We start from the raw sequence: 17,496 nt of genomic DNA on the forward strand, positions 1-17,496 counted from the left end.
GTGAGACCACGAACGATCGTCCCGTCCGCAGCGGTAGCGGGCCTCGTGCTCGCGGCGCTGACCGCAGTTCCCGTCGGCGCCGAGCCTCTCGGCGCCGCGTCCGGCACGGCCGCCGGCAGCCTGCGGGCCGCCGCGGCACCGCCCCCGCTCGAGGACCTCGTCACCGGCGACGCGGTCATGCAGCGGCTCCAGGACTTCCAGGACATCGCGGACGCCAACGGCGGCAACCGCGCGCTGGAGACGCCCGGCTACGAGGCGAGCGCCGTCTACGTCGAGGACGCCCTGCGGGCCGCGGGCTACGAGCCCGAGCGCCAGTACTTCACGTTCGAGGACCTGGAGACCGACGAGCTGTCCCTCACGGCGGCCGGCGTCGAGGTGACGTCGGACGTCTACCCGGCCGAGTTCGCGCCCGACACCCCGGACGACGGCGTCACCGGCCCGATCGTGCAGCCCGCCGACGCGCTCGTCCAGGGCTGCACCCCGGACACGTGGGACGGGGTCGCCGTGAGCGGCGCGGTCGCGCTGATCAGCCGCGGCTCGTGCCCGTTCGCCGACAAGGCGCTGTACGCAGCGCAGGCCGGTGCGGCGGCCGTGATCCTCTACAACAACACCGACGGCGCGCTGAGCCCGACCCTCGGCGCCGAGAACGACGCGTGGGTCCCGACGGTGGGCATCACGCAGGATGCGGGCCAGCAGATCCTCGCCGCGATCGCGGGCGGCGCGGAGCCGGTCGCGACCTACGACCTGCAGACCCACGTCGAGGAGTTCGAGACGTTCAACGTGCTCGCCCAGACCCCGGGCGGGCGCGACCACAACGTCGTCATGGTCGGCGCGCACCTCGACGGCGTCGAGGACGGCCCGGGCATCAACGACAACGGCTCCGGCTCCGCCGCGATCCTCGAGGTCGCGGTCCAGCTCGCGGCCGCGACCGACGGCGGCCAGGACGTCGAGAACGCGGTCCGGTTCGCGTGGTGGGGCGCCGAGGAGGTCGGCCTGCGCGGCTCGACCCACTACGTGAGCGACCTCGCCGCGAACGACCCGGCGGCGCTCGACGACATCGCGACGTACCTCAACTTCGACATGGTCGGCTCGCCGAACTACATCATCGGCGTGTACGACGCGAACGAGTCGACCTACCCGGCCCCGGTCGAGGTCCCGCCGGGCTCGGCCGAGACGGAGGCGGTGTTCACCGACTACTTCGACAGCATCGACCAGCCGTGGGTCGACACCGAGTTCTCGGGCCGCTCCGACTACCAGGCGTTCATCGAGAACGGGGTCCCGGCGTCGGGCCTGTTCACCGGCGCGGACGGCTCGAAGACGGCCGAGGAGGTCGCGATGTTCGGCGGCACCGAGGGCATCTTCTACGACCCGAACTACCACTCGCCGGCGGACACGATCGACAACGTCGACGCGACCGCGCTCGACATCATGTCGCGGGCGATCGGGCACGCCGTCGCCGCGCTGTCCGAGGACACGTTCGCGATCAACGGCGTGGGCAACCCGCGCATCGACGCCGTCGAGGCGGAGGCGCGGTGCCTCAACGGCACGGCGTACGTCGCCGTGCGCGGCGCCAACGGCGAGGACGCCCCCGCGGACGTCCGGCTCGTCACGCCGTTCGGCGAGAAGAAGTTCAGCGCCCTCGCGCCGGACAAGAACGCGTACCAGTCGTTCAGCACGCGTGCGTCGTCGGTCGCGGCGGGCACCGCGACGGTCGCGGCCTACCAGTGGCGCGGCGGCGACCCGGTGTACCAGCGGTACGACGTGGCGTACGACGCGATCGGCTGCGGCTGACGCCTCCGCGTCGACCCGACGGGCGGGGCCGTCCTCCACGGGAGGGCGGCCCCGCCCGGTCTACGCTGGCTCGCGGTGCGCCGTCGGGAGGCGCGACGGACGGGGGGCACATGGCGAAGGAACCGTTCCTGACGACGACGGACGACGAGCCGGGACAGGGCCCCGACCTGCCGGGCACGACGTCGGGCGACGGGCGCAGCACCCTCGCGCGGCTGCTCGGCGAGAGACGTCTCCTGCGCGTCCCTGCCCTCTGGGCGCTGCCGCGACCCACGCTCCCGCGGTCCTCGTTCTCGCTCCCCGGCGCGCTCCCCGGCCGTCGTGCGCGGCGCGACGACGGCGACCCGGCGCCCGAGGCGGTCCCCGGACCTGATCTCGACACCGCGCTGGAGGACGCGCTCGTCGAGGCGCTCGCGGACGACGCTGCCGTGACCGACGGCGCGGACGGTCGCCTGCCCGACGCCGCTGCGGCCGACGGTGGGTTCGACGACGTCGTCGCGGAGTGGGTGCGCCGCGTGATCGCCGCCTACCCCCGCCCGACGTACCCGCTCGAACGCGAGTGGGATGTGTCGGTCCAGGGGGTCGTGCGGCTCGTCCCGTACGTGCCGCGGTTCGCGACGGCGCCGCTCGCGCTGCTCGACCGGTTCGGCGCCGTGACGATCGGCCCTCGGCGGGTCGGCCTGGACGGCAAGGACGTCGACTGGGACCGCGTGGTCGAGGTCCGCACGGCGCCCGCGTGGACGTGCCTGTCGGCCGAGGCGCTGGAGGTGAACCTCGCGCAGTACGTCGTGGCGCTGCCCCCGCTGCCCGGCCGGGCGTGGGTGCTGGGCAAGATCAGCGAGCTCCTGCTCTCGCTCTACCTCGCCGTGCTGCCGCCGGACGCGGACGGTGACGACGCCCTCGCCGACGCGCACGCGCTCCTCGGCGCGTCCGGCGACGCGGACGTGGCCGACGCGGACGCGCCGCCGGACCGGATGTTCGACCGCGTGGTCACCGAGGTCGTCTACCGGCGGCGGTTCGGGACGGGCGAGGCGCAGGCGAGCACGACGTCGGTCCTGCTCCAGCTCGCGCTGCGCGGCGCGACGGACACGATCGTCCGGACGGCCGCGGAGCGCGGGGTCGACGTCGTGCACGTGAAGGCCGAGGACACGAGCATCGGGACGGTCGTGGCGCGTGCGGCGACGTGGCGCCGCACGGCGCTCGACCTGCGCGAGCGGGTGGGCCGGCGCCTCGGGCGCTGACGGCTATCGGTCGAGCGCCTCGAGGACCGGGGTGTCGCCCGCGGTGAAGCGGATGAAGCGCCCGACGGTCGACGGCGTGCGCAACGCCTGGGCGACCACCATCGCGACGTCCGCCCGCGAGACGCGGGAGGCCGCGCCGTCGGGCACGTCGTCCGCGCCGTCGAGGCCGTCCGGGCCGTCGCCGACGACGCGGATCGCCCCGGTCGGGTCGTCGTCGGTGAGCGTGCCCGGCCCGAGGACGGTCCAGTCGAGGTCGGTGCCGCGCAGGTGGTCGTCGGCGGCGAGCTTCGCGTCGGCGTAGGCGAAGAAGCTCGAGTCGGGGTCGACGCCGTGGTCGGGCACCGACCCGATCCACGACACCATGACGTAGCGCGGCACCCCGGCCGCGACGGCCGCGTCCATGGTGCGACTGGCGGCGTCGCGGTCGACGGCGTAGGTGCGCTCCGGGTTCCCGCCGCCCGCCCCGGCGGACCATACGACGGCGTCGAACCCGTCGAGCGCGGCGGCGATCTCCTCGGTCGAGGCGTGCTCGACGTCGAGCAGGAGCGGCTCGCCGCCCAGCCGGCGGACGAGCGGGAGCTGTTCCTCGGCGCGCACGATCCCTGTGACGGTCGCGTCGTGGTCGACGAGGATCGGGACGAGCAGCCGGCCCACCTTGCCGTGGGCACCGACGAGGGCGATCTTCATGCGGCGGACTCCTGTCTGTGGAGAGTGGGAGTCCACCGTCCTCCGTCGTCGTCCGCGCCGCCACCCGGGGCGGACGGGCCCGGGTGTGACGGGACCCGGTCAGGGGCGCGTCACGGGCACTGCTTCGCGTTCGGTGCGGCGTCGAGCGTCACGGTCTGCGAGGCGCGCACGAGGTCCCCGCCCTCCGGGTCCTGCGCGCACACCGTCCAGCCGTTGGCCGCGCCGGGCAGGGCGCCGGCCCGCGCGTCGCGCGCGTCCACGACGACGACCGTCACCGCCCCGCGCTGCTCCAGGTCGGCGCGCGCCTGCTTGAACCGCGTCTCGACGAGGTTGGGCATGGAGAACGCCGGCTCGATCTCGACCGAGACCTCGACCCCGTCCGAGCTGCCCGGCTCACCGGGGCCGCCGGTCGGGTCCGGCGTCGGCTCGACGGTCGGCTCGGAGGTGGGGGTCGTCGTCGGCTGCGACGTGGGCGACGGCGACGGGCTCCCCGGGCCGCCCGGCAGCCCGTCCACGCGGCACCCGGCGAGCGCAGTCACGGCCACGACGGCGAGCACGACCGCGCGTGCGCGTCGCGGTGCTCCCACGACCCGCGGCCGCGCGGCGTCGCGCGTCCCGTCGTCGTGCTCCCTGGTGCTCGTCCGGTCCGTCATCGCCGACGGGTCCGTCATACGTCCTGCCACTGCACCGCCCCCGGTTGCCCCCTGAAACTGCTTGCGTGATCGAGGGTACGCGACGGGTGCCCGGTCGGCCTGCGCGCGGGCTGCCGTCGGGCGTCAGGGGCGGCCGGTGCCGGTGCGCTTCGGCGGCCGGACGGTCGGCACGTCGCCGACGATCGGGATGGGCCGACGGTGGAACGGGAAGCCGTAGCGCGTGACCAGGCCGGCGAGCGTCGTCAGGCGGTTGCGCGGCCCGATGAGCCCCATGATGTGGACGAACAGCCACGCGAGCCACGCGACGCCGCGCGTGAGCCGCAGCCTCCCGACGACCTCGGCGATCGCCGCGCGCCGGCCGATGACCGCCATGGTGCCCTTGTCGAAGTACCGCAGGGACGTCGTCGGGCGCCCGGCGAGGAGCGCCTCGATGTTCCGCGCGACCTGCTCGCCCGACTGGATCGCGGGCTGCGCGAGCTGCGGCAGTCCGGCGGGCGAGATCGCGATGTCACCCGCCGCGAACACGCCCGGCAGGCCCTCGACCTGGAGGTCGTCGCCGACGACGACGCGCCCGCCCTCGCCGCGCGGCAGGCCCCAGTCGTCGACCTCCTCGTGGGGGTGAACCCCTGCCGACCACACCGTGAGGTCGGAGCGGATGCGCGTGCCGTCGGTGAGGACGACGGCGTCGGGCAGCACCTCCGCGACCCCGGCACCCAGGTGCAGGCCGACGCCGCGACGGCGCAGCTCCTCCGCCGCGTAGCGGCGCAGCCTCGGGTGGAACGACTTGAGCACCTCGCCGCCGCGCTGGACGATCTTCACCTCGAACGCGTCGCCGTGGATCTCCGGGTAGGCGGGGCGCAGGCCCGCGGTGCGCAGCTCGGCGAGCGCCCCCGCGACCTCGACGCCCGTCGCGCCGCCGCCGACGACGACGACCCGCAGCCCCTCGTCCTTGCCGGGGTTCGCCGCGGCCTTCTCGAGGCGGATGAAGAGCGTGTCCCGGATCTTCATGGCCTGGGACCGCGAGTACATGGGGAACGAGTTCTCCTTGGCGCCCGGGGTGCCGAAGAAGTTGGCCGTGACGCCGTTCGCGACGACGAGGTAGTCGTAGTCGACCCACTCGTCGTTGAGGAGGCGGATGCGGCGCGCCTCGTGGTCGATGCCGACGAGGTGCTCGTGCACGACCCGCACGTTCTTCTGCTTGAGCCGCAGCCCGCGCAGGAAGTAGGTGACGTCGCCGGGGTTCAGGCCGCCCGTCGCGACCTGGTAGAGCAGCGGCTGGAACGTGTTGTAGACGCGGCGGTCCACGAGCGTCACGCGCACGGGCGCCTTGGCGAGCCCCTTGACGACGGCGAGCCCGGCGAACCCGGCGCCGACCACCACGACGTGCGGCAGGGGGGCGGCGGCTGCCGGTGCGGGGGCAGCGGTGACGGGCTCGGGCACGTGGCCTCCTCGGGGCGACGGGGTGGGAGAGCGCCGGTGCCCGCCCGACTGCGTCGCGGACGTCGCCGACGACGTGTGCCAGGTTACGGCGAACCCCGCCCCCACGCCGAACAGGCGCCCGGCCCCCGAGGGAGAGCCCCGGTCCCGCGAGGTAGAGCCCCGGTCCCGCGAGGTAGAGCGCTGGTCGCGCGGGGTAGAGGCGTGGTGGTGACCACGGCTCTACCTCGGCGGACCGGGGCTCTACCTCGGCGCGTCGTGGTGCTCGACGTCGTCGCGGCCCAGGAGGTCCTCGCGGACGACACGGCGCAGCACCTTGCCGATCTGGGACCGCGGCAGCTCCGGCACGACGGCGAACGTGCGGGGCAGGGCGTACCGGGCGAGGCGCTTCTCGCCCCACTCGCGCACGGCGGCGAGGTCGACGCGTGGGGGCGAGGCGGCGTCGTCCGCGTCGTCGAGCACGACGACGGCGGCGACGTGCTCGTCGGACCCGGAGCCCGGCACGCCCACGACGGCGACGTCCCGCACGCCGGGCATCCCGCGCAGGTGCTCCTCGACCTGCGACGGGTACACCTTGAACCCGCCGGTGACGATCATCTCCTTGATGCGGTCGACGAGCGTGACGAGGCCCGCGTCGGGGCCGTCGAGGGCCACGCGCACGACGTCGCCCGTGCGCAGCCACCCGTCGTCGAGCAGCTGGTGGGCGGTCTCCTCGGGACGGTTCCAGTAGCCGCGGAACACCTGCGGGCCGCGGACGAGCAGCTCGCCGCGCACGGTGCGGACGCCGTCGTCGGACGGCTCGGACGGCTCGGCGTCGCGCAGGTCGCCGGCGTCGAGCGCGTCGGCGTCGACGACGCGGATCTCGGTGCTGGGGAACGGGAGCCCGAGGGTGCCGGGGCGGCGGTCGTCGGAGCACGGGTTGCCGAGCGAGATCGGTGACGTCTCGGTCATGCCGTAGCCCTCGATGAGCAGGCCGCCCGTCGCGTCCTCCCAGCGCTGCGCCGTCTCCGCCGTGATGGGCATCGCGCCGGCGAAGGCCAGGCGGATCGAGGTGAGGTCGGAGCCCGCGCCCGGGGCGTCGGCCGCGGCGGTGAGGATGCGGTCGAACATGGGCGCGACGCCGGGCAGGAACGTCGCGGGCCGCCGCGCCTGGGCGGCGACGAACGCCTGCGGGTCGAACTTGGGGAACGCGACGAGGGTCGCGCCGACGCGCGCCGGCAGGGTGAGGCAGAACGTCAGGCCGAACGCGTGGAAGAAGGGCAGCACGCCGTAGACGGTCTCGGCGCCCTCCTCGAACGACGCCCACGCCTGGCCCTGGACCACGTTGGCGACGAGGTTGCGGTGCGTGAGGACCGCGCCCTTCGGCGTGCCGGTCGTGCCACCGGTGTACTGCAGGAGGGCGACGTCGTCGGCGGCGGGGTGGGGCAGCGCCGGGGGGAGGGCCCGTGCGCGCCGGACGAGGTCGTGCCAGTCGGGCACGCCGGCCGGGAGCGGCGTGCGCAGGGCCTCGCGCTGCGCGCGGGCCCGGGCGACGGGCAGGCGCAGCGCGAGGCGGCTGCCGCGCGGCAGGTCGCGCGCGATGTCGAGCCCGACGACGCGCCGCAGCCCGGGCACGTGGGCGCGGGCCTCGAGCACGGCCGGGACCGTCTTGCTCCACACGACCGCGACGCTCGCGCCGGAGTCGGCGAGCTGGTGGGCGAGCTCGTCGGCCGTGTACGTCGGGTTGTGCTCGACCACGACGCCGCCCAGCCGCTCGACGGCGTAGAACGCGACGACGTGCGACGTCGCGTTGGGCAGCACGAGCGCGACGCGGTCGCCGTGCCGGACGCCGAGGTCGTGCAGGGCGCTCGCGGCGCGCTCGACCTGCGCCACGAGCTGCGCGTACGTGGTGGTCGCGCCGAAGAAGTCGACCGCGACGCGGTCCGGCCAGCGCTCGGCCGCGCGGTAGAGGGCGGCCGTGACCGGCTCGTCGGGGACCTCGACGTCCGTCGGGACGCCGGGGGCGTAACGGTCGGTCCACGGCCTCGTCGCCAGAGTGTTCACTACGCCACCGTAACCTACGGTTGCGTAGGTTGTGTGCGGCAGCGGTGCCGAGCCGGGGAGGGCAGCGCGCGGCGAGACGTCAGCCCGCGAGGACGCGGTCCAGCGCTATCCGTCCCGCGGGTCCCCAGTGGGCCTTGCCGCCGGGGAGGCTGCGGTCGCCGTTCTGCCCCATGATCAGGAGGAAGAGGGCTTTCAGCGCGGCCAGACCCCGGCCCCGCCGGACCGCCGCGTCGTCGGCCTCCGCATAGGCGTCGAAGAACCGCGCCGCGAGGCCGGCGGGCAGGAGCACCCAGGCGGCGGCGAGATCCCACGCCGGGTCGCCCGCGAACAGGTCGCCGAAGTCGACGACGCCCGCGAGCGTCCCGTCCGCGACGACGACGTTCGCGGGGTGCAGGTCCCCGTGCACCCACACGGGCGGGCCCTCCCACGCGGGGGCGGCGACGGCGTCGGCCCAGACGGACCGGACGGCGGCGGAGTCGTCGGGGGCGACGGCGCGCAGGAACCCCTCGAAGCCGTCCGTGACGTCGCGGGGGTGGGCGCCCCGGTCCGTGGACGACGGCGCGTCGGCGGGTGCCGCGACGTGCAGCGCCCGGAGGAAGCGCGCCAGCGCCTCGGCGGCGTGCTCGCCCCGGGTGATCGTCCCGTGGTCCAGCGGCTCGCCGGGGACCCAGGTCATGACCATCCAGTGCCGCGGGAGACGCGCGGACGGCTCGCCGTGCCGCACCGGCGTCGGCACGGGGAGCGGCAGGCGCGGCGCGAGCACGGGCAGCCACCGCCGTTCCTTGAGCTGGAGCTCCGGCGTCGGGTCCATGCGCTGCACCCGCACGGCCAGGTCGTCGCCGAGCCGCCACATCTGGTTCCCCCAGCCGCCCGCGACCTCGCGGAGCGGCAGCCCGGCGAGGTCGGGGTGCTGCTCCGTCAGAGCCTCGCGGACGAGGTCGGCGGTGATCGCGGTCTCCGGGACGCTCATGCGCGCCCACGGTACCGACACGCCGTCGGGCGCTGCTCAGGCGGGGTGCCAGCGCGCGCCCCAGCGGCGGGTCAGACGTCCGCCCGACGTCGCCGCGTGGGCCCGCACGCCCGCCTCCACGGCGTCCGCGACACCGTGCGCGGACGCGTCCGTGTCGGCGAGGAAGCGCACGGTGACGCGCGCCTCGCCGCGGACGACGCCGACGTCGTACGCCTCGACGGTCGTGAGGGCGCGCGCCGCGTCGGCGGCCGCGGGCAGCACGGCCTCGGGGTCGGCGCCCGGACGCAGGAGGCCGACGGCGAGGGTCACCCGGTAGGACGGCACGGCTCAGGCCACGCCCGGGCGGGGCGCCGCGTCGCCGAGCACGGCGACGAGGAAGTCGGCGTCCGGGGTCCAGGGGCGCAGGTCCCACGTGGCGAGCGCGAGGTCGAGGTGCAGGCCGGCCTCCGTGGCGTCGGCGAGGAACTGCTCGGGCGGGTACCCGCGACCGGTGCCGAAGCCCACGACGGCGCGACCACCGGGCGCGAGGTGGGCGCGGAAGCGGCGCAGCACCTCCACCTCGGTACCCGGCGCGAGGAACGTCACGACGTTGCCCGCGCACACGATCAGGTCGAACGGCTCGGTGACGCCCTCCGCGGGCAGGTCGAGCTCCGCGAGGTCGCCCACGCGCCAGTCGGGTCCCGGGTGGTCGGTGCGCGCGGCGTCGATCAGGACGGGGTCCACGTCGACGCCCACCACGCTGTGCCCGCGCGCGAACAGCTCGGCGCCCACGCGCCCCGGCCCGCAGCCCGCGTCGAGGACCCGGGAGCCGCGCGGCAGCATGGCGTCGACCAGGCGGGCCTCGCCCGCGAGGTCGGCGCCCCGGGCGGCCATGGCCCGGAAGCGTTCGACGTACCAGGTGGAGTGCGAGGGGTCGGCGGCGGTCTTCTGCTCCCAGCGCGAGGGACGGGTGGCGCTCATGCCGCCGACGCTACCCGGGCGTGGGAGAGTCGGTCCCGTGACCTTGGTCCCCACCACCCTCGGCACCACCCTCGGCATCGACCTCGGGACGAGCGGGCTCAAGCTCGTCCTCCTCGGCCGGGACGGGTCGGTCGTCGCGGAGGCCGAGGCGGCGTACGACGTCGAGCACCCGCGCCCCGGCCGCTCCGAGTCGGCTCCGGCGACCTGGACGACGGCGCTCGGCACCGCCCTCGACGACCTCGCCGCCCGCGCGGCCGGGCTCGGCGAGGTCGCGGTGCGCGCGGTCGGCGTCGCGGGCCAGATGCACGCCGCGGTGCTCGTGGACGCGGCGGGGGGCGCCGTCGTGCCTGCCGTCCTGTGGACGGACGCGCGCGCCGCAGACCGGCTCGACCGCTGGCGAGCGCTGCCCGACGCCGTGCGCGCCCCGCTCGCCAACCCCCTCGTGCCCGGGATGACCGGGCCCGTGCTCGACTGGTTCGCCGTGCACGACCCCGCGACGCTCGACCGCGCGGCGCACGTGCTGCTGCCCAAGGACGTCGTGCGCGCGTGGCTCGTCGACGACCTCGCGCTCCCCGTCGCCACGACCGACCGGTCCGACGCCGCGGGCACGCTCCTGTGGGACGTGCCCCGCGACGCCTGGGCGGCCGACGTCGTCGCGCACCTCGACCTGCCGGCCCGGCTCCGGCCGGGCGTCGCGCCGTCGGACGCCGTGGCCGGGACGACCGCCCGGCTCGCGCGGTGGTTCCCGGCGAGCGGGACCGCGGTGCCCGTCGTGGTGGGCGGCGGGGACACCCCGGCCGCCCGGCTCGCCGTCGGGGCGCCCGGGCTGCACGTCAACCTCGGCACGGGGGCGCAGGTCATGGCCGCGCTCGACCGGCCCCAGCCCGCGCTCGACCCCCTCGTGCACACCTTCGCGGACACCGGCGCCGGCCCCGCCGCGCGGTGGTACCGCCTCGCGGCGGTGCAGAACGCGGGCCTGGCGCTCGGCTGGGCGCTGCGCGTCCTCGGGCTGGGCTGGTCCGACGGCCTCGCGCTCGCGGGGACCGTGCCCGACGGCGCGGGCGGCGTGACGTTCCTGCCGTTCCTCACCGGGGAGCGTGGCGGGGTCGCCGGTCCCGGCGCACGCGGGGCGTGGACCGGGCTGCGCGAGGACACGGGGCGGCCCGAGCTCGTGCGCGCCGCCGTCGAGGGCATGGTGTTCGCGGTCGCGGCGGCGGTCGACCTGCTCGACCCGGCGCCGGCGGCCTCGGCCGTGGCGCCCGTAGCGGGACCGCCCGTGAGCCGTCCGGAGGGCGAGCCGGGTGCGGTGGTCGTGACGGGCGGCGGGTCGCGCGACCCGCTCGTGCGCCGGCTCCTCGCCGACGCGCTCGGCCGGCCCGTCCACCGCGTCGGGCTCCGCAGCGCGACCGCGGTCGGCGCGGCGCTGCTCGCCGCGCGCGGCACGGGCGACCCGGTCGAGCCGGTCGTCGCCACGGACGAGCCGGAGCTCCCGGGCCCGGGCCGGGCGGACGTCGTCGAGCACCTCGCGCGCTGGCGGGAGGCCGCCGCGGCCCTCGCGTGACGCACCCGGGGCCGACCCTGCGAGAATCGAGGGATGTCCACCGCAGCCGCCGTGACCACCGGGACCGCACCCGTCACGGACCTCGCCTCCAGCGCCCCCACGGGCGAGATCCTCGCGGTGTGCCGCGTGCACGCCCTCCTGCCGGACGCGGGGCCCGTCGGCGTCACGGCGATCGACAAGCGGCCCGTCGCCGGGCCGGTCAAGGTGCGCCGGCTCGGGCTGTACGCCGACCTGCAGGCCGACCGCGCGAACCACGGCGGCGAGGAGCAGGCGGTGTACGCGTGCGGGCAGGACGACGCGGACTGGTGGGCCGGCGAGCTCGGTCGCGACGTCCCGCCGGGCCTGTTCGGCGAGAACCTGCGCGTGGAGGGCATCCCGGTCACGGAGGCCGTCGTCGGCGAGCGGTGGGCCGTGGGCACCGCGCTCCTCGAGGTCACCCAGCCGCGCACGCCCTGCTCGACGTTCGCGCGCCGCCTCGGCGAGGACCGGTGGGTCAAGCGGTTCACCGTCGCGAACCGCACCGGCGCGTACCTGCGCGTCGTGCAGCACGGCGAGTTGCGCGCGGGCGACGCGGTGACGGTCTGCTACCGGCCCGAGCACGGGGTGACGCTCGCCGACTGGTTCGGCGCCTGGAACGGTCGCGGCGCGGACCCCGAGCGCGCGGCCGGGCTCGCGCGCCGCCTCCTCGCCGCCCACCTCGAGGGCGACGTCGCGCTCACGGACGAGCTGCGCGCCCGCGCCGAGATCGCGGCCGGACGCCGGATCGAGGACTGAGCGTCAGCGCTCCGCGCGCGGGATGCGGGGGCCGCGACGGCCGCGGGGCGGCTCGTTCGGCGGCCACTCGCCGTCGTCGGAGCCGTCGTCGGCGGTGAAGAGCAGGTCGTGCAGGCGCACCTGGACGTTCTCGACGTCCGGCACGTCGTGGAGGTTCAGGCCGGGCTTGTCGGTCGCGTCCGAGATGACGAGGGTGCCGCAGCCGAAGATCCGGTCGATCGGACCCTTCTCGTAGTTGACGTCGTTGATCCGGTAGAGCGGGATGTCGCGGCCGGTGCGCGTGATGATCCCCGAGCGCATGGCGATGCGCTTGTTCGTCACCGTGTACTCCGTGGTGCGCCAGCGCAGCCACGGCACGAACACCCAGACCACCGCCGCGACCAGCGCGAGACCCGCCACGACCCACCGGACGACGTCGTTCGGGACGAGCAGGACCGTGACCACGACGGCGGCGACCAGCACGAGCAGCAGCACGAACGGCCAGAACAGCGCCTTGGCGTGCTCCTTGAGCTCCATGACGACGTGCTCACCCTCGGTGAGGTGCTTCTCGCTCAGTCCCATGGGCAGCATCGTGCCACCCGCGCTACCCCTGCGCGGCCAGGTTCCAGCCCTCGACCGTGCGCAGCCCGTGCCCGTAGCCGAGGAGGCAGATCGCCGCGGTGCCGAGCTCGAACCGCGCGCCCAGGGCCGGGTCGAGCCCCAGCCAGACCGTCGCGAGGACGCGCAGCAGGTGGCCGTGCGCGAACAGGACGACGTCGCCGCCGTCCTGGAGCGTCGGCTCGACGCGCCCGAGCACCCGGGCGGCCCGCGCGGCGACCTGGTCGAGCTCCTCGCCGCGGTGCCCGTCGGGCGCCGCGAGGACGTTCACGCCGTCGCGGAACAGCAGCCACTCGCGCCCGAGGTGCTCGCCGACCGCGCCCGAGGTGCGGCCCTCGACGGGCCCGTAGTCCCACTCGGCGAGGTCGTCGTCGGCCTCGGCCGCCGGGAAGCCTGCCAGGTCGGCGGTCCGGCGCGCCCGCTCCCGCGGGCTCGTGAGCACGACGGCGGGCCGCCGTCCCCGCCGGTCGGCCCACCCCTGGAGCCACACGCCGGCCGCGACGGCCTGCTGCTCGCCGGCGACGGTGAGCGGGACGTCCGAGCGGCCCGTGTGGCGCCCGCTCGCGCTCCACTCCGTCTCGCCGTGGCGGACGAGGACGAGCTGCGGGTCGGGGGAGGGGGCGGTCGGGGTCACGGGGCGGCCTTCCTGCGCGGGGGTTCCTCAGCAGGATCACCCCGGCGCGCGGACGGCGCGCGGCGACGGCCCTGCTGGGCGGTGCCGGGGCCTCGACCGGCGGGGGCGGTCGGGTCAGCCGGGGATGCCGTCGAGACCGTTGACCGCGAGAAAGACGACGAGCGCGCCGAGCAGGACGACGGCGAACCCGGTCGCGACGAGCAGGACGGTACGGGGGCGGACGCGCACGAGGACTCCGGGCCTGGGGGACGGGCGGGCCTCCCCATTCTCGCGCAGCGCCGCGGCGGTGCGGTCCGTGGGTGCGGCACCCGTTGACACGTCTGGCGGGGCCCGGCAGGGTGGCCGGACGCGCGGTCGGGACGACCGCGCGGACGAGGACGTCGGCGACCGCGCCGCGGCGGGACGCCGACGCGCCGGTCCGGGGGAGGAACCGCGATGGTGCACGAGACGGCGGACGGGCAGACCGCGTACGGCAGCCCGGAGTTCGACTGGTCGATCCTCACGGTGCCGACGGCGCTCGCCGTCGTGCGGGGACAGCTCGGCTTCTCGTGGCTCGAGCTGAGCGACCGGCTCGCGACGCTGACGCAGGCGGAGCTCGAGTGGGAGCCGGGCCCGGACGCGCTGCAGGTCGTGCGGCGGGGGTCGGAGCGCACGCCGCGCACGCTCGGTGCGGGCGAGTGGGTGATGGAGTGGCCGGAGGGTCCGGACTCGCCGCAGCCGCGCACGGTGGCGTGGCTCGTCGCGCACCTCACCGAGGCGTTCTTCGAGCGCTGGGAGTGGACGTTCGGGCCGCACGAGCGGCGCCGGGACGCGGTGACCTTCTCGGGGGAGGTCGGGCCCGCCGTCGACGGGCTGCGGCACGAGGTCGAGCGGTGGCGCGCGGGCGTCGACGGCCTGCCCGAGGACGGAGCGTTCACGGTCGGGCTCGGCCAGGCGACGGAGATCGACGCGCAGGCACCGTTCGCCCACCTCGTCGCGCACATGAACCGCGAGCTCGTGCACCACGGGGCCGAGATCATGGTGCTCCAGGACCTGTACCGCGCGACGCACGGCACGGACTGATCGCCCGCCGCGGGAATCGCGCGGCCGCCCAGATGGTTGAAGCGTCACATGACCACGAACAGCCCGGCGCCGACGGACGCCGCCGCCCCCACGGTGAAGATCGACATCTGGTCCGACGTCGCGTGCCCCTGGTGCTACGTCGGCAAGCGACGCCTCGAGACGGCGCTCGGCCGCCTCGCGGAGTCCGGTGACGGGCCGCAGGTCGACATCGAGTACCACTCGTTCGAGCTCGCGCCCGACACGCCCGTCGACTTCGACGGCACCGAGGTGGACTTCCTCGCCGGGCACAAGGGCATGCCGCGCGCCCAGGTCGAGCAGATGCTCGGGCAGATGACGCAGCTCGCCGCGGCCGAGGGGCTGCGCTACGACTTCGACGCGCTCCAGCACACCAAGACGCTCACGGCCCACGAGCTGCTCCACCACGCGAAGGCGCACGGCAAGCAGGTCGAGATGAAGGAGCGGCTGCTCAAGGCGTACTTCGAGGAGGGTCGTCACGTCGGCCGGGTCGAGGAGCTCGCGGACCTCGCGGCCGAGGTCGGGCTCGACCGCGCCGAGGTCGTCGCGGCGCTCGAGGACGGGCGCTGGGCCGACGACGTCCAGGCCGACATCGACCAGGCGCGCGCCTACGGGATCAACGGCGTGCCGTTTTTCGTGGTCGACGGACGGTACGGCGTCTCGGGTGCGCAGGACCCGGCGGTGTTCGTCCAGGTGCTGCAGCAGGCGGTCGCGGAGCGTGACGCGGCCTGAGCCGCGTCGTCTCGGACCACATCGGGATGCGGCGTGGAAGCGACGCATCTCACACCCGGTGCGGTGGAACTGCGACTCGGTATCACCCAGACTTGACGCAGCCCGCACCGACGCCGGCCCACACGTGCACCGGCGCCCGTGAATCCCACGAGGAGGCCTCAGATGACGGACACGACCACGAACCTCTACCACTCCATCGCGAACCCGCGCCGCACGACGCTCATGACCGTGAGCGCCGCGGATGCCGCCGCCCCGCACCGTGAGCCCGCACCCGGCCTCACGCTCGTGGGCGCCGACGACGCCGCGGTGTGCGTCGACGGGTCGTGCGCGCTCCCCGAGTAACCGTGAGTGCGTGAAAGAGTCGCCGGAACGGAACGTTCCGGCGACTTTTTCCTGCACCCAGCGTGGGGCGGGGACCGGTCAGTTGCGGCGGTGGTCCTGGATCGAGAGGCGTGGGCCGCGCCGCGGGGCCTGCGCCCGGCCGGAGACCTCGAGGAGCCGCACGACGCGGTAGCGGTGCGGCGCGTACGGCGCGAGCAGCTCGAGCATGCGCTCGTCGTCGACGCGCTCGCCCACGAGCGCCCACCCCACCGCCTTGGCCAGGTGGTAGTCGCCCACGGACACGGCGTCCGCGTCGCCCAGCGCCCGCTGCGCGACCTCGGCCGCCGTCCACACGCCCACGCCGGGAACGACCTGCAGCCGCGCGTGCGCGGCCGGAGCGCCCTGGACGTCGCGCAGGCGGTCGCACTCCTCGAGGCGTCGGGCGACGCGCGCCGCCGCGACGACCGTCCGGGCTCGGCCCGGGTCGACGTTCGCGCGGTGCCAGTCCCACGTGGGGACGCGCGCCCAGGTGGCCGCGTCCGGCACGACGAGCATCCCGGCGTCGCCCGCGGGCCCCGGCGCGCGCTCGCCGTGCCGACGCAGGAGCCAGCTCCACGAGCGCCACGCCGCGACGGACTGCACGCGCTGCTCGAGGATCGCCGGCACGAGCGCCTCCAGCACGCGCCCGGTGCGCGGGATCCGCAGGCCCGGGCTGCGGCGGTGGGCGTCGCGCAGCACGGCGGGCGGGGCGAAGCCCGTGTCGTCGTCGTCCTCGCCGAGCAGGCGGGGCAGGCCGTCGAGCACCTCCGCGGCGCCCGGCCCCCACGCGTGCCCGACGACGTCGCACGGTCCGGTCTGCACCAGCCGGTACGCCGCGGGCCCGCTCTCCGCGCGGGTCGTGCGCCACACGTCGCCGGACGGCGTGCGGCGGAACGTCGGGTCGTACGGACCGCGCGCGAGCCGGTCGAGCGTGAGGTGCAGGTCGAGCGACCGCCCCGACCGGAAGCGACGCGCGAGCGGCGCGCCGGGCGGCGCCGTCGGCCCGGGCTGCGCGAGGTCGCCGACCGTGCGCTCGGCGGGCGCGCGGCCCGTGCTCGGCAGGACGGTCACCTGTCCATGGTCGCACCCGCCGCCGACGCCCGACCCCGCCGCCCTCACCGCTCCTCACCGCCCGGCCGTCGAGCACGACGTTGCTGGCGGTATCAGCCCGATCGCGACAGCAAGGTCGTGCTCGACCCGGAGCAGGGTCGTGCTCGGCGGGAGGGGTCAGTCGAAGAGGGTGTCCATGTCCCACGCCGGCTCGGGCGCGGCCTGACGGGGCGCGGGTGCCCCCTGGTCGGCCGCAGCCGGTGCGGGCACGCGGCCCGGCGACCGGGTCGGGTCCCCGAGCTCGGGTACGAGCGTGCCGTCGAGGTCACCGCGGCCCGCGGCCCAGTCCTGGGCGGCGAGGCCCGCGAGCTGGTCCGCGCGCTCGTTGAACGGGTCGCCTACGTGGCCGCGCACCCAGCGGAAGCGGACGGGCCCCGCGCGCTCGGCGATGACCCGGTCGATCGCCTGGACGAGCTCGAGGTTCTTCACGGGCTGGCCGCCCGCCGCCCGCCACCCCTTGCGCTTCCAGGCGACCACCCACTCGGACGCGCACTTGATCGCGTACTGCGAGTCGGACTCGATGAGCAGCGGCTCCGCGCCCGGGTGGGCGCGCACCGCCTGGAGCAGCGCGGTGAGCTCGGCGACCTGGTTGGTCCCGCTCACGGCGCCGCCGGAGTCGAACGTGCCGTCGTGGTTGATCCACGCCCACCCGATGGCTCCGCCCGGGTTGCTCAGGCACGAGCCGTCGGTGCTGACAGTGATCACAGCGCTCCTCGATCACGGACGACCCCGCCCGCCGGCTGCGGCGCGGGGAGGCGAATGCGTCGGCGCCATTGTCCCCCGCCCGGGAGGGTCGTGGTGCACGTGTCCGACGCCGCCCCTCCAGGATGCGGGCTCGGGGTCGCCTCAGGGGAGAACCGGGGGGATACCCC

18 protein-coding genes are annotated in these 17,496 nt (G+C 75.9%); 7 read left to right on the forward strand and 11 right to left on the reverse strand.

What is annotated here, in order from left to right:
- A complete protein-coding gene (locus E1O70_RS02420; RefSeq protein WP_082774480.1) occupies positions 1-1,791 on the forward strand; it encodes a M28 family peptidase in 1,791 nt (596 codons plus the stop codon).
- Between the two features lie 110 nt (positions 1,792-1,901).
- A complete protein-coding gene (locus tag E1O70_RS02425) occupies positions 1,902-3,029 on the forward strand; it encodes a hypothetical protein (protein WP_061267842.1) in 1,128 nt (375 codons plus the stop codon).
- 3 nt (positions 3,030-3,032) lie between these two features.
- On the opposite strand, the gene E1O70_RS02430 is transcribed toward E1O70_RS02425, so the two are convergent.
- From E1O70_RS02430 to E1O70_RS02460, 7 genes are all read right to left on the reverse strand, one after another.
- The gene (locus E1O70_RS02430; RefSeq protein WP_061267841.1) at positions 3,033-3,716 is read right to left on the reverse strand and encodes an SDR family oxidoreductase; all 684 of its coding nucleotides are present in this window, start codon (positions 3,714-3,716) and stop codon (positions 3,033-3,035) included.
- Positions 3,717-3,826: 110 nt separating this feature from the next.
- Positions 3,827-4,369, reverse strand: coding sequence for a PASTA domain-containing protein (locus E1O70_RS02435; RefSeq protein WP_157464306.1), 543 nt, complete (start codon positions 4,367-4,369; stop codon positions 3,827-3,829).
- 123 nt (positions 4,370-4,492) lie between these two features.
- On the reverse strand, positions 4,493-5,809 hold the full coding sequence (locus E1O70_RS02440; protein ID WP_163188773.1) for an NAD(P)/FAD-dependent oxidoreductase: 1,317 nt from the start codon (positions 5,807-5,809) through the stop codon (positions 4,493-4,495).
- 240 nt (positions 5,810-6,049) lie between these two features.
- Positions 6,050-7,849, reverse strand: a complete 1,800-nt coding sequence (locus tag E1O70_RS02445) for an AMP-binding protein (RefSeq protein ID WP_061267839.1) — start codon at positions 7,847-7,849, stop codon at positions 6,050-6,052.
- Between the two features lie 79 nt (positions 7,850-7,928).
- Positions 7,929-8,819, reverse strand: coding sequence for an aminoglycoside phosphotransferase family protein (locus E1O70_RS02450; protein ID WP_061267838.1), 891 nt, complete (start codon positions 8,817-8,819; stop codon positions 7,929-7,931).
- Between the two features lie 36 nt (positions 8,820-8,855).
- Positions 8,856-9,143, reverse strand: coding sequence for a hypothetical protein (locus tag E1O70_RS02455; protein WP_061267837.1), 288 nt, complete (start codon positions 9,141-9,143; stop codon positions 8,856-8,858).
- A 3-nt stretch (positions 9,144-9,146) separates the two neighbouring features.
- Positions 9,147-9,779 (reverse strand): class I SAM-dependent methyltransferase, encoded by a 633-nt coding sequence (locus tag E1O70_RS02460; RefSeq protein ID WP_061267836.1) that lies wholly within the window; start codon positions 9,777-9,779, stop codon positions 9,147-9,149.
- Between the two features lie 37 nt (positions 9,780-9,816).
- Here E1O70_RS02460 and E1O70_RS02465 point away from each other — a divergent pair, with 37 nt between their 5' ends.
- On the forward strand, positions 9,817-11,340 hold the full coding sequence (locus E1O70_RS02465) for an FGGY family carbohydrate kinase (RefSeq protein WP_167496894.1): 1,524 nt from the start codon (positions 9,817-9,819) through the stop codon (positions 11,338-11,340).
- 33 nt (positions 11,341-11,373) lie between these two features.
- Complete coding sequence (locus E1O70_RS02470; protein WP_082774479.1) at positions 11,374-12,114, forward strand: MOSC domain-containing protein; 741 nt, start codon at positions 11,374-11,376, stop codon at positions 12,112-12,114.
- 3 nt (positions 12,115-12,117) lie between these two features.
- On the opposite strand, the gene E1O70_RS02475 is transcribed toward E1O70_RS02470, so the two are convergent.
- Together E1O70_RS02475 and E1O70_RS02480 are read right to left on the reverse strand one after the other, a co-directional pair.
- Complete coding sequence (locus E1O70_RS02475) at positions 12,118-12,675, reverse strand: PH domain-containing protein (protein WP_043659328.1); 558 nt, start codon at positions 12,673-12,675, stop codon at positions 12,118-12,120.
- Positions 12,676-12,697: 22 nt separating this feature from the next.
- Positions 12,698-13,345, reverse strand: coding sequence for a histidine phosphatase family protein (locus tag E1O70_RS02480; protein WP_061267834.1), 648 nt, complete (start codon positions 13,343-13,345; stop codon positions 12,698-12,700).
- 435 nt (positions 13,346-13,780) lie between these two features.
- Between E1O70_RS02480 and E1O70_RS02485 the strand changes: the two genes are divergently transcribed.
- From E1O70_RS02485 to E1O70_RS02495, 3 genes are all read left to right on the forward strand, one after another.
- A complete protein-coding gene (locus tag E1O70_RS02485) occupies positions 13,781-14,407 on the forward strand; it encodes a DinB family protein (RefSeq protein WP_061267833.1) in 627 nt (208 codons plus the stop codon).
- Positions 14,408-14,455: 48 nt separating this feature from the next.
- Positions 14,456-15,154 (forward strand): DsbA family oxidoreductase, encoded by a 699-nt coding sequence (locus E1O70_RS02490; protein WP_021483014.1) that lies wholly within the window; start codon positions 14,456-14,458, stop codon positions 15,152-15,154.
- A gap of 162 nt (positions 15,155-15,316) precedes the next feature.
- The gene (locus E1O70_RS02495) at positions 15,317-15,496 is read left to right on the forward strand and encodes a hypothetical protein (RefSeq protein ID WP_021483013.1); all 180 of its coding nucleotides are present in this window, start codon (positions 15,317-15,319) and stop codon (positions 15,494-15,496) included.
- Positions 15,497-15,574: 78 nt separating this feature from the next.
- Here E1O70_RS02495 and E1O70_RS02500 read toward each other — a convergent pair whose 3' ends face one another.
- Together E1O70_RS02500 and E1O70_RS02505 are read right to left on the reverse strand one after the other, a co-directional pair.
- Positions 15,575-16,585 (reverse strand): DNA-3-methyladenine glycosylase family protein, encoded by a 1,011-nt coding sequence (locus E1O70_RS02500; protein ID WP_240696570.1) that lies wholly within the window; start codon positions 16,583-16,585, stop codon positions 15,575-15,577.
- 156 nt (positions 16,586-16,741) lie between these two features.
- Positions 16,742-17,329 carry a ribonuclease H family protein gene (locus tag E1O70_RS02505; RefSeq protein ID WP_061267832.1) on the reverse strand — a complete coding sequence of 196 codons (588 nt, stop codon included), beginning with the start codon at positions 17,327-17,329 and terminating at the stop codon, positions 16,742-16,744.
- Between the last annotated feature and the right edge of the window lie 167 nt (positions 17,330-17,496).

It is taken from the genome of Cellulosimicrobium funkei, assembly GCF_004519295.1.
GTDB classification, from domain to species: Bacteria; Actinomycetota; Actinomycetes; order Actinomycetales; family Cellulomonadaceae; genus Cellulosimicrobium; species Cellulosimicrobium funkei.

What these genes read in the sequence shown, in the direction of transcription:
- E1O70_RS02425 (WP_061267842.1), top strand. Translation starts at nt 1,902, where the DNA reads ATGGCGAAGGAACCGTTCCTGACGACGACGGACGACGAGCCGGGACAG.
- E1O70_RS02430 (WP_061267841.1), bottom strand. Translation starts at nt 3,716, where the DNA reads ATGAAGATCGCCCTCGTCGGTGCCCACGGCAAGGTGGGCCGGCTGCTC.
- E1O70_RS02435 (WP_157464306.1), bottom strand. Translation starts at nt 4,369, where the DNA reads ATGACGGACCGGACGAGCACCAGGGAGCACGACGACGGGACGCGCGAC.
- E1O70_RS02450 (WP_061267838.1), bottom strand. Translation starts at nt 8,819, where the DNA reads ATGAGCGTCCCGGAGACCGCGATCACCGCCGACCTCGTCCGCGAGGCT.
- E1O70_RS02460 (WP_061267836.1), bottom strand. Translation starts at nt 9,779, where the DNA reads ATGAGCGCCACCCGTCCCTCGCGCTGGGAGCAGAAGACCGCCGCCGAC.
- E1O70_RS02470 (WP_082774479.1), top strand. Translation starts at nt 11,374, where the DNA reads ATGTCCACCGCAGCCGCCGTGACCACCGGGACCGCACCCGTCACGGAC.
- E1O70_RS02475 (WP_043659328.1), bottom strand. Translation starts at nt 12,675, where the DNA reads ATGGGACTGAGCGAGAAGCACCTCACCGAGGGTGAGCACGTCGTCATG.
- E1O70_RS02485 (WP_061267833.1), top strand. Translation starts at nt 13,781, where the DNA reads ATGGTGCACGAGACGGCGGACGGGCAGACCGCGTACGGCAGCCCGGAG.
- E1O70_RS02490 (WP_021483014.1), top strand. Translation starts at nt 14,456, where the DNA reads ATGACCACGAACAGCCCGGCGCCGACGGACGCCGCCGCCCCCACGGTG.
- E1O70_RS02495 (WP_021483013.1), top strand. Translation starts at nt 15,317, where the DNA reads ATGACGGACACGACCACGAACCTCTACCACTCCATCGCGAACCCGCGC.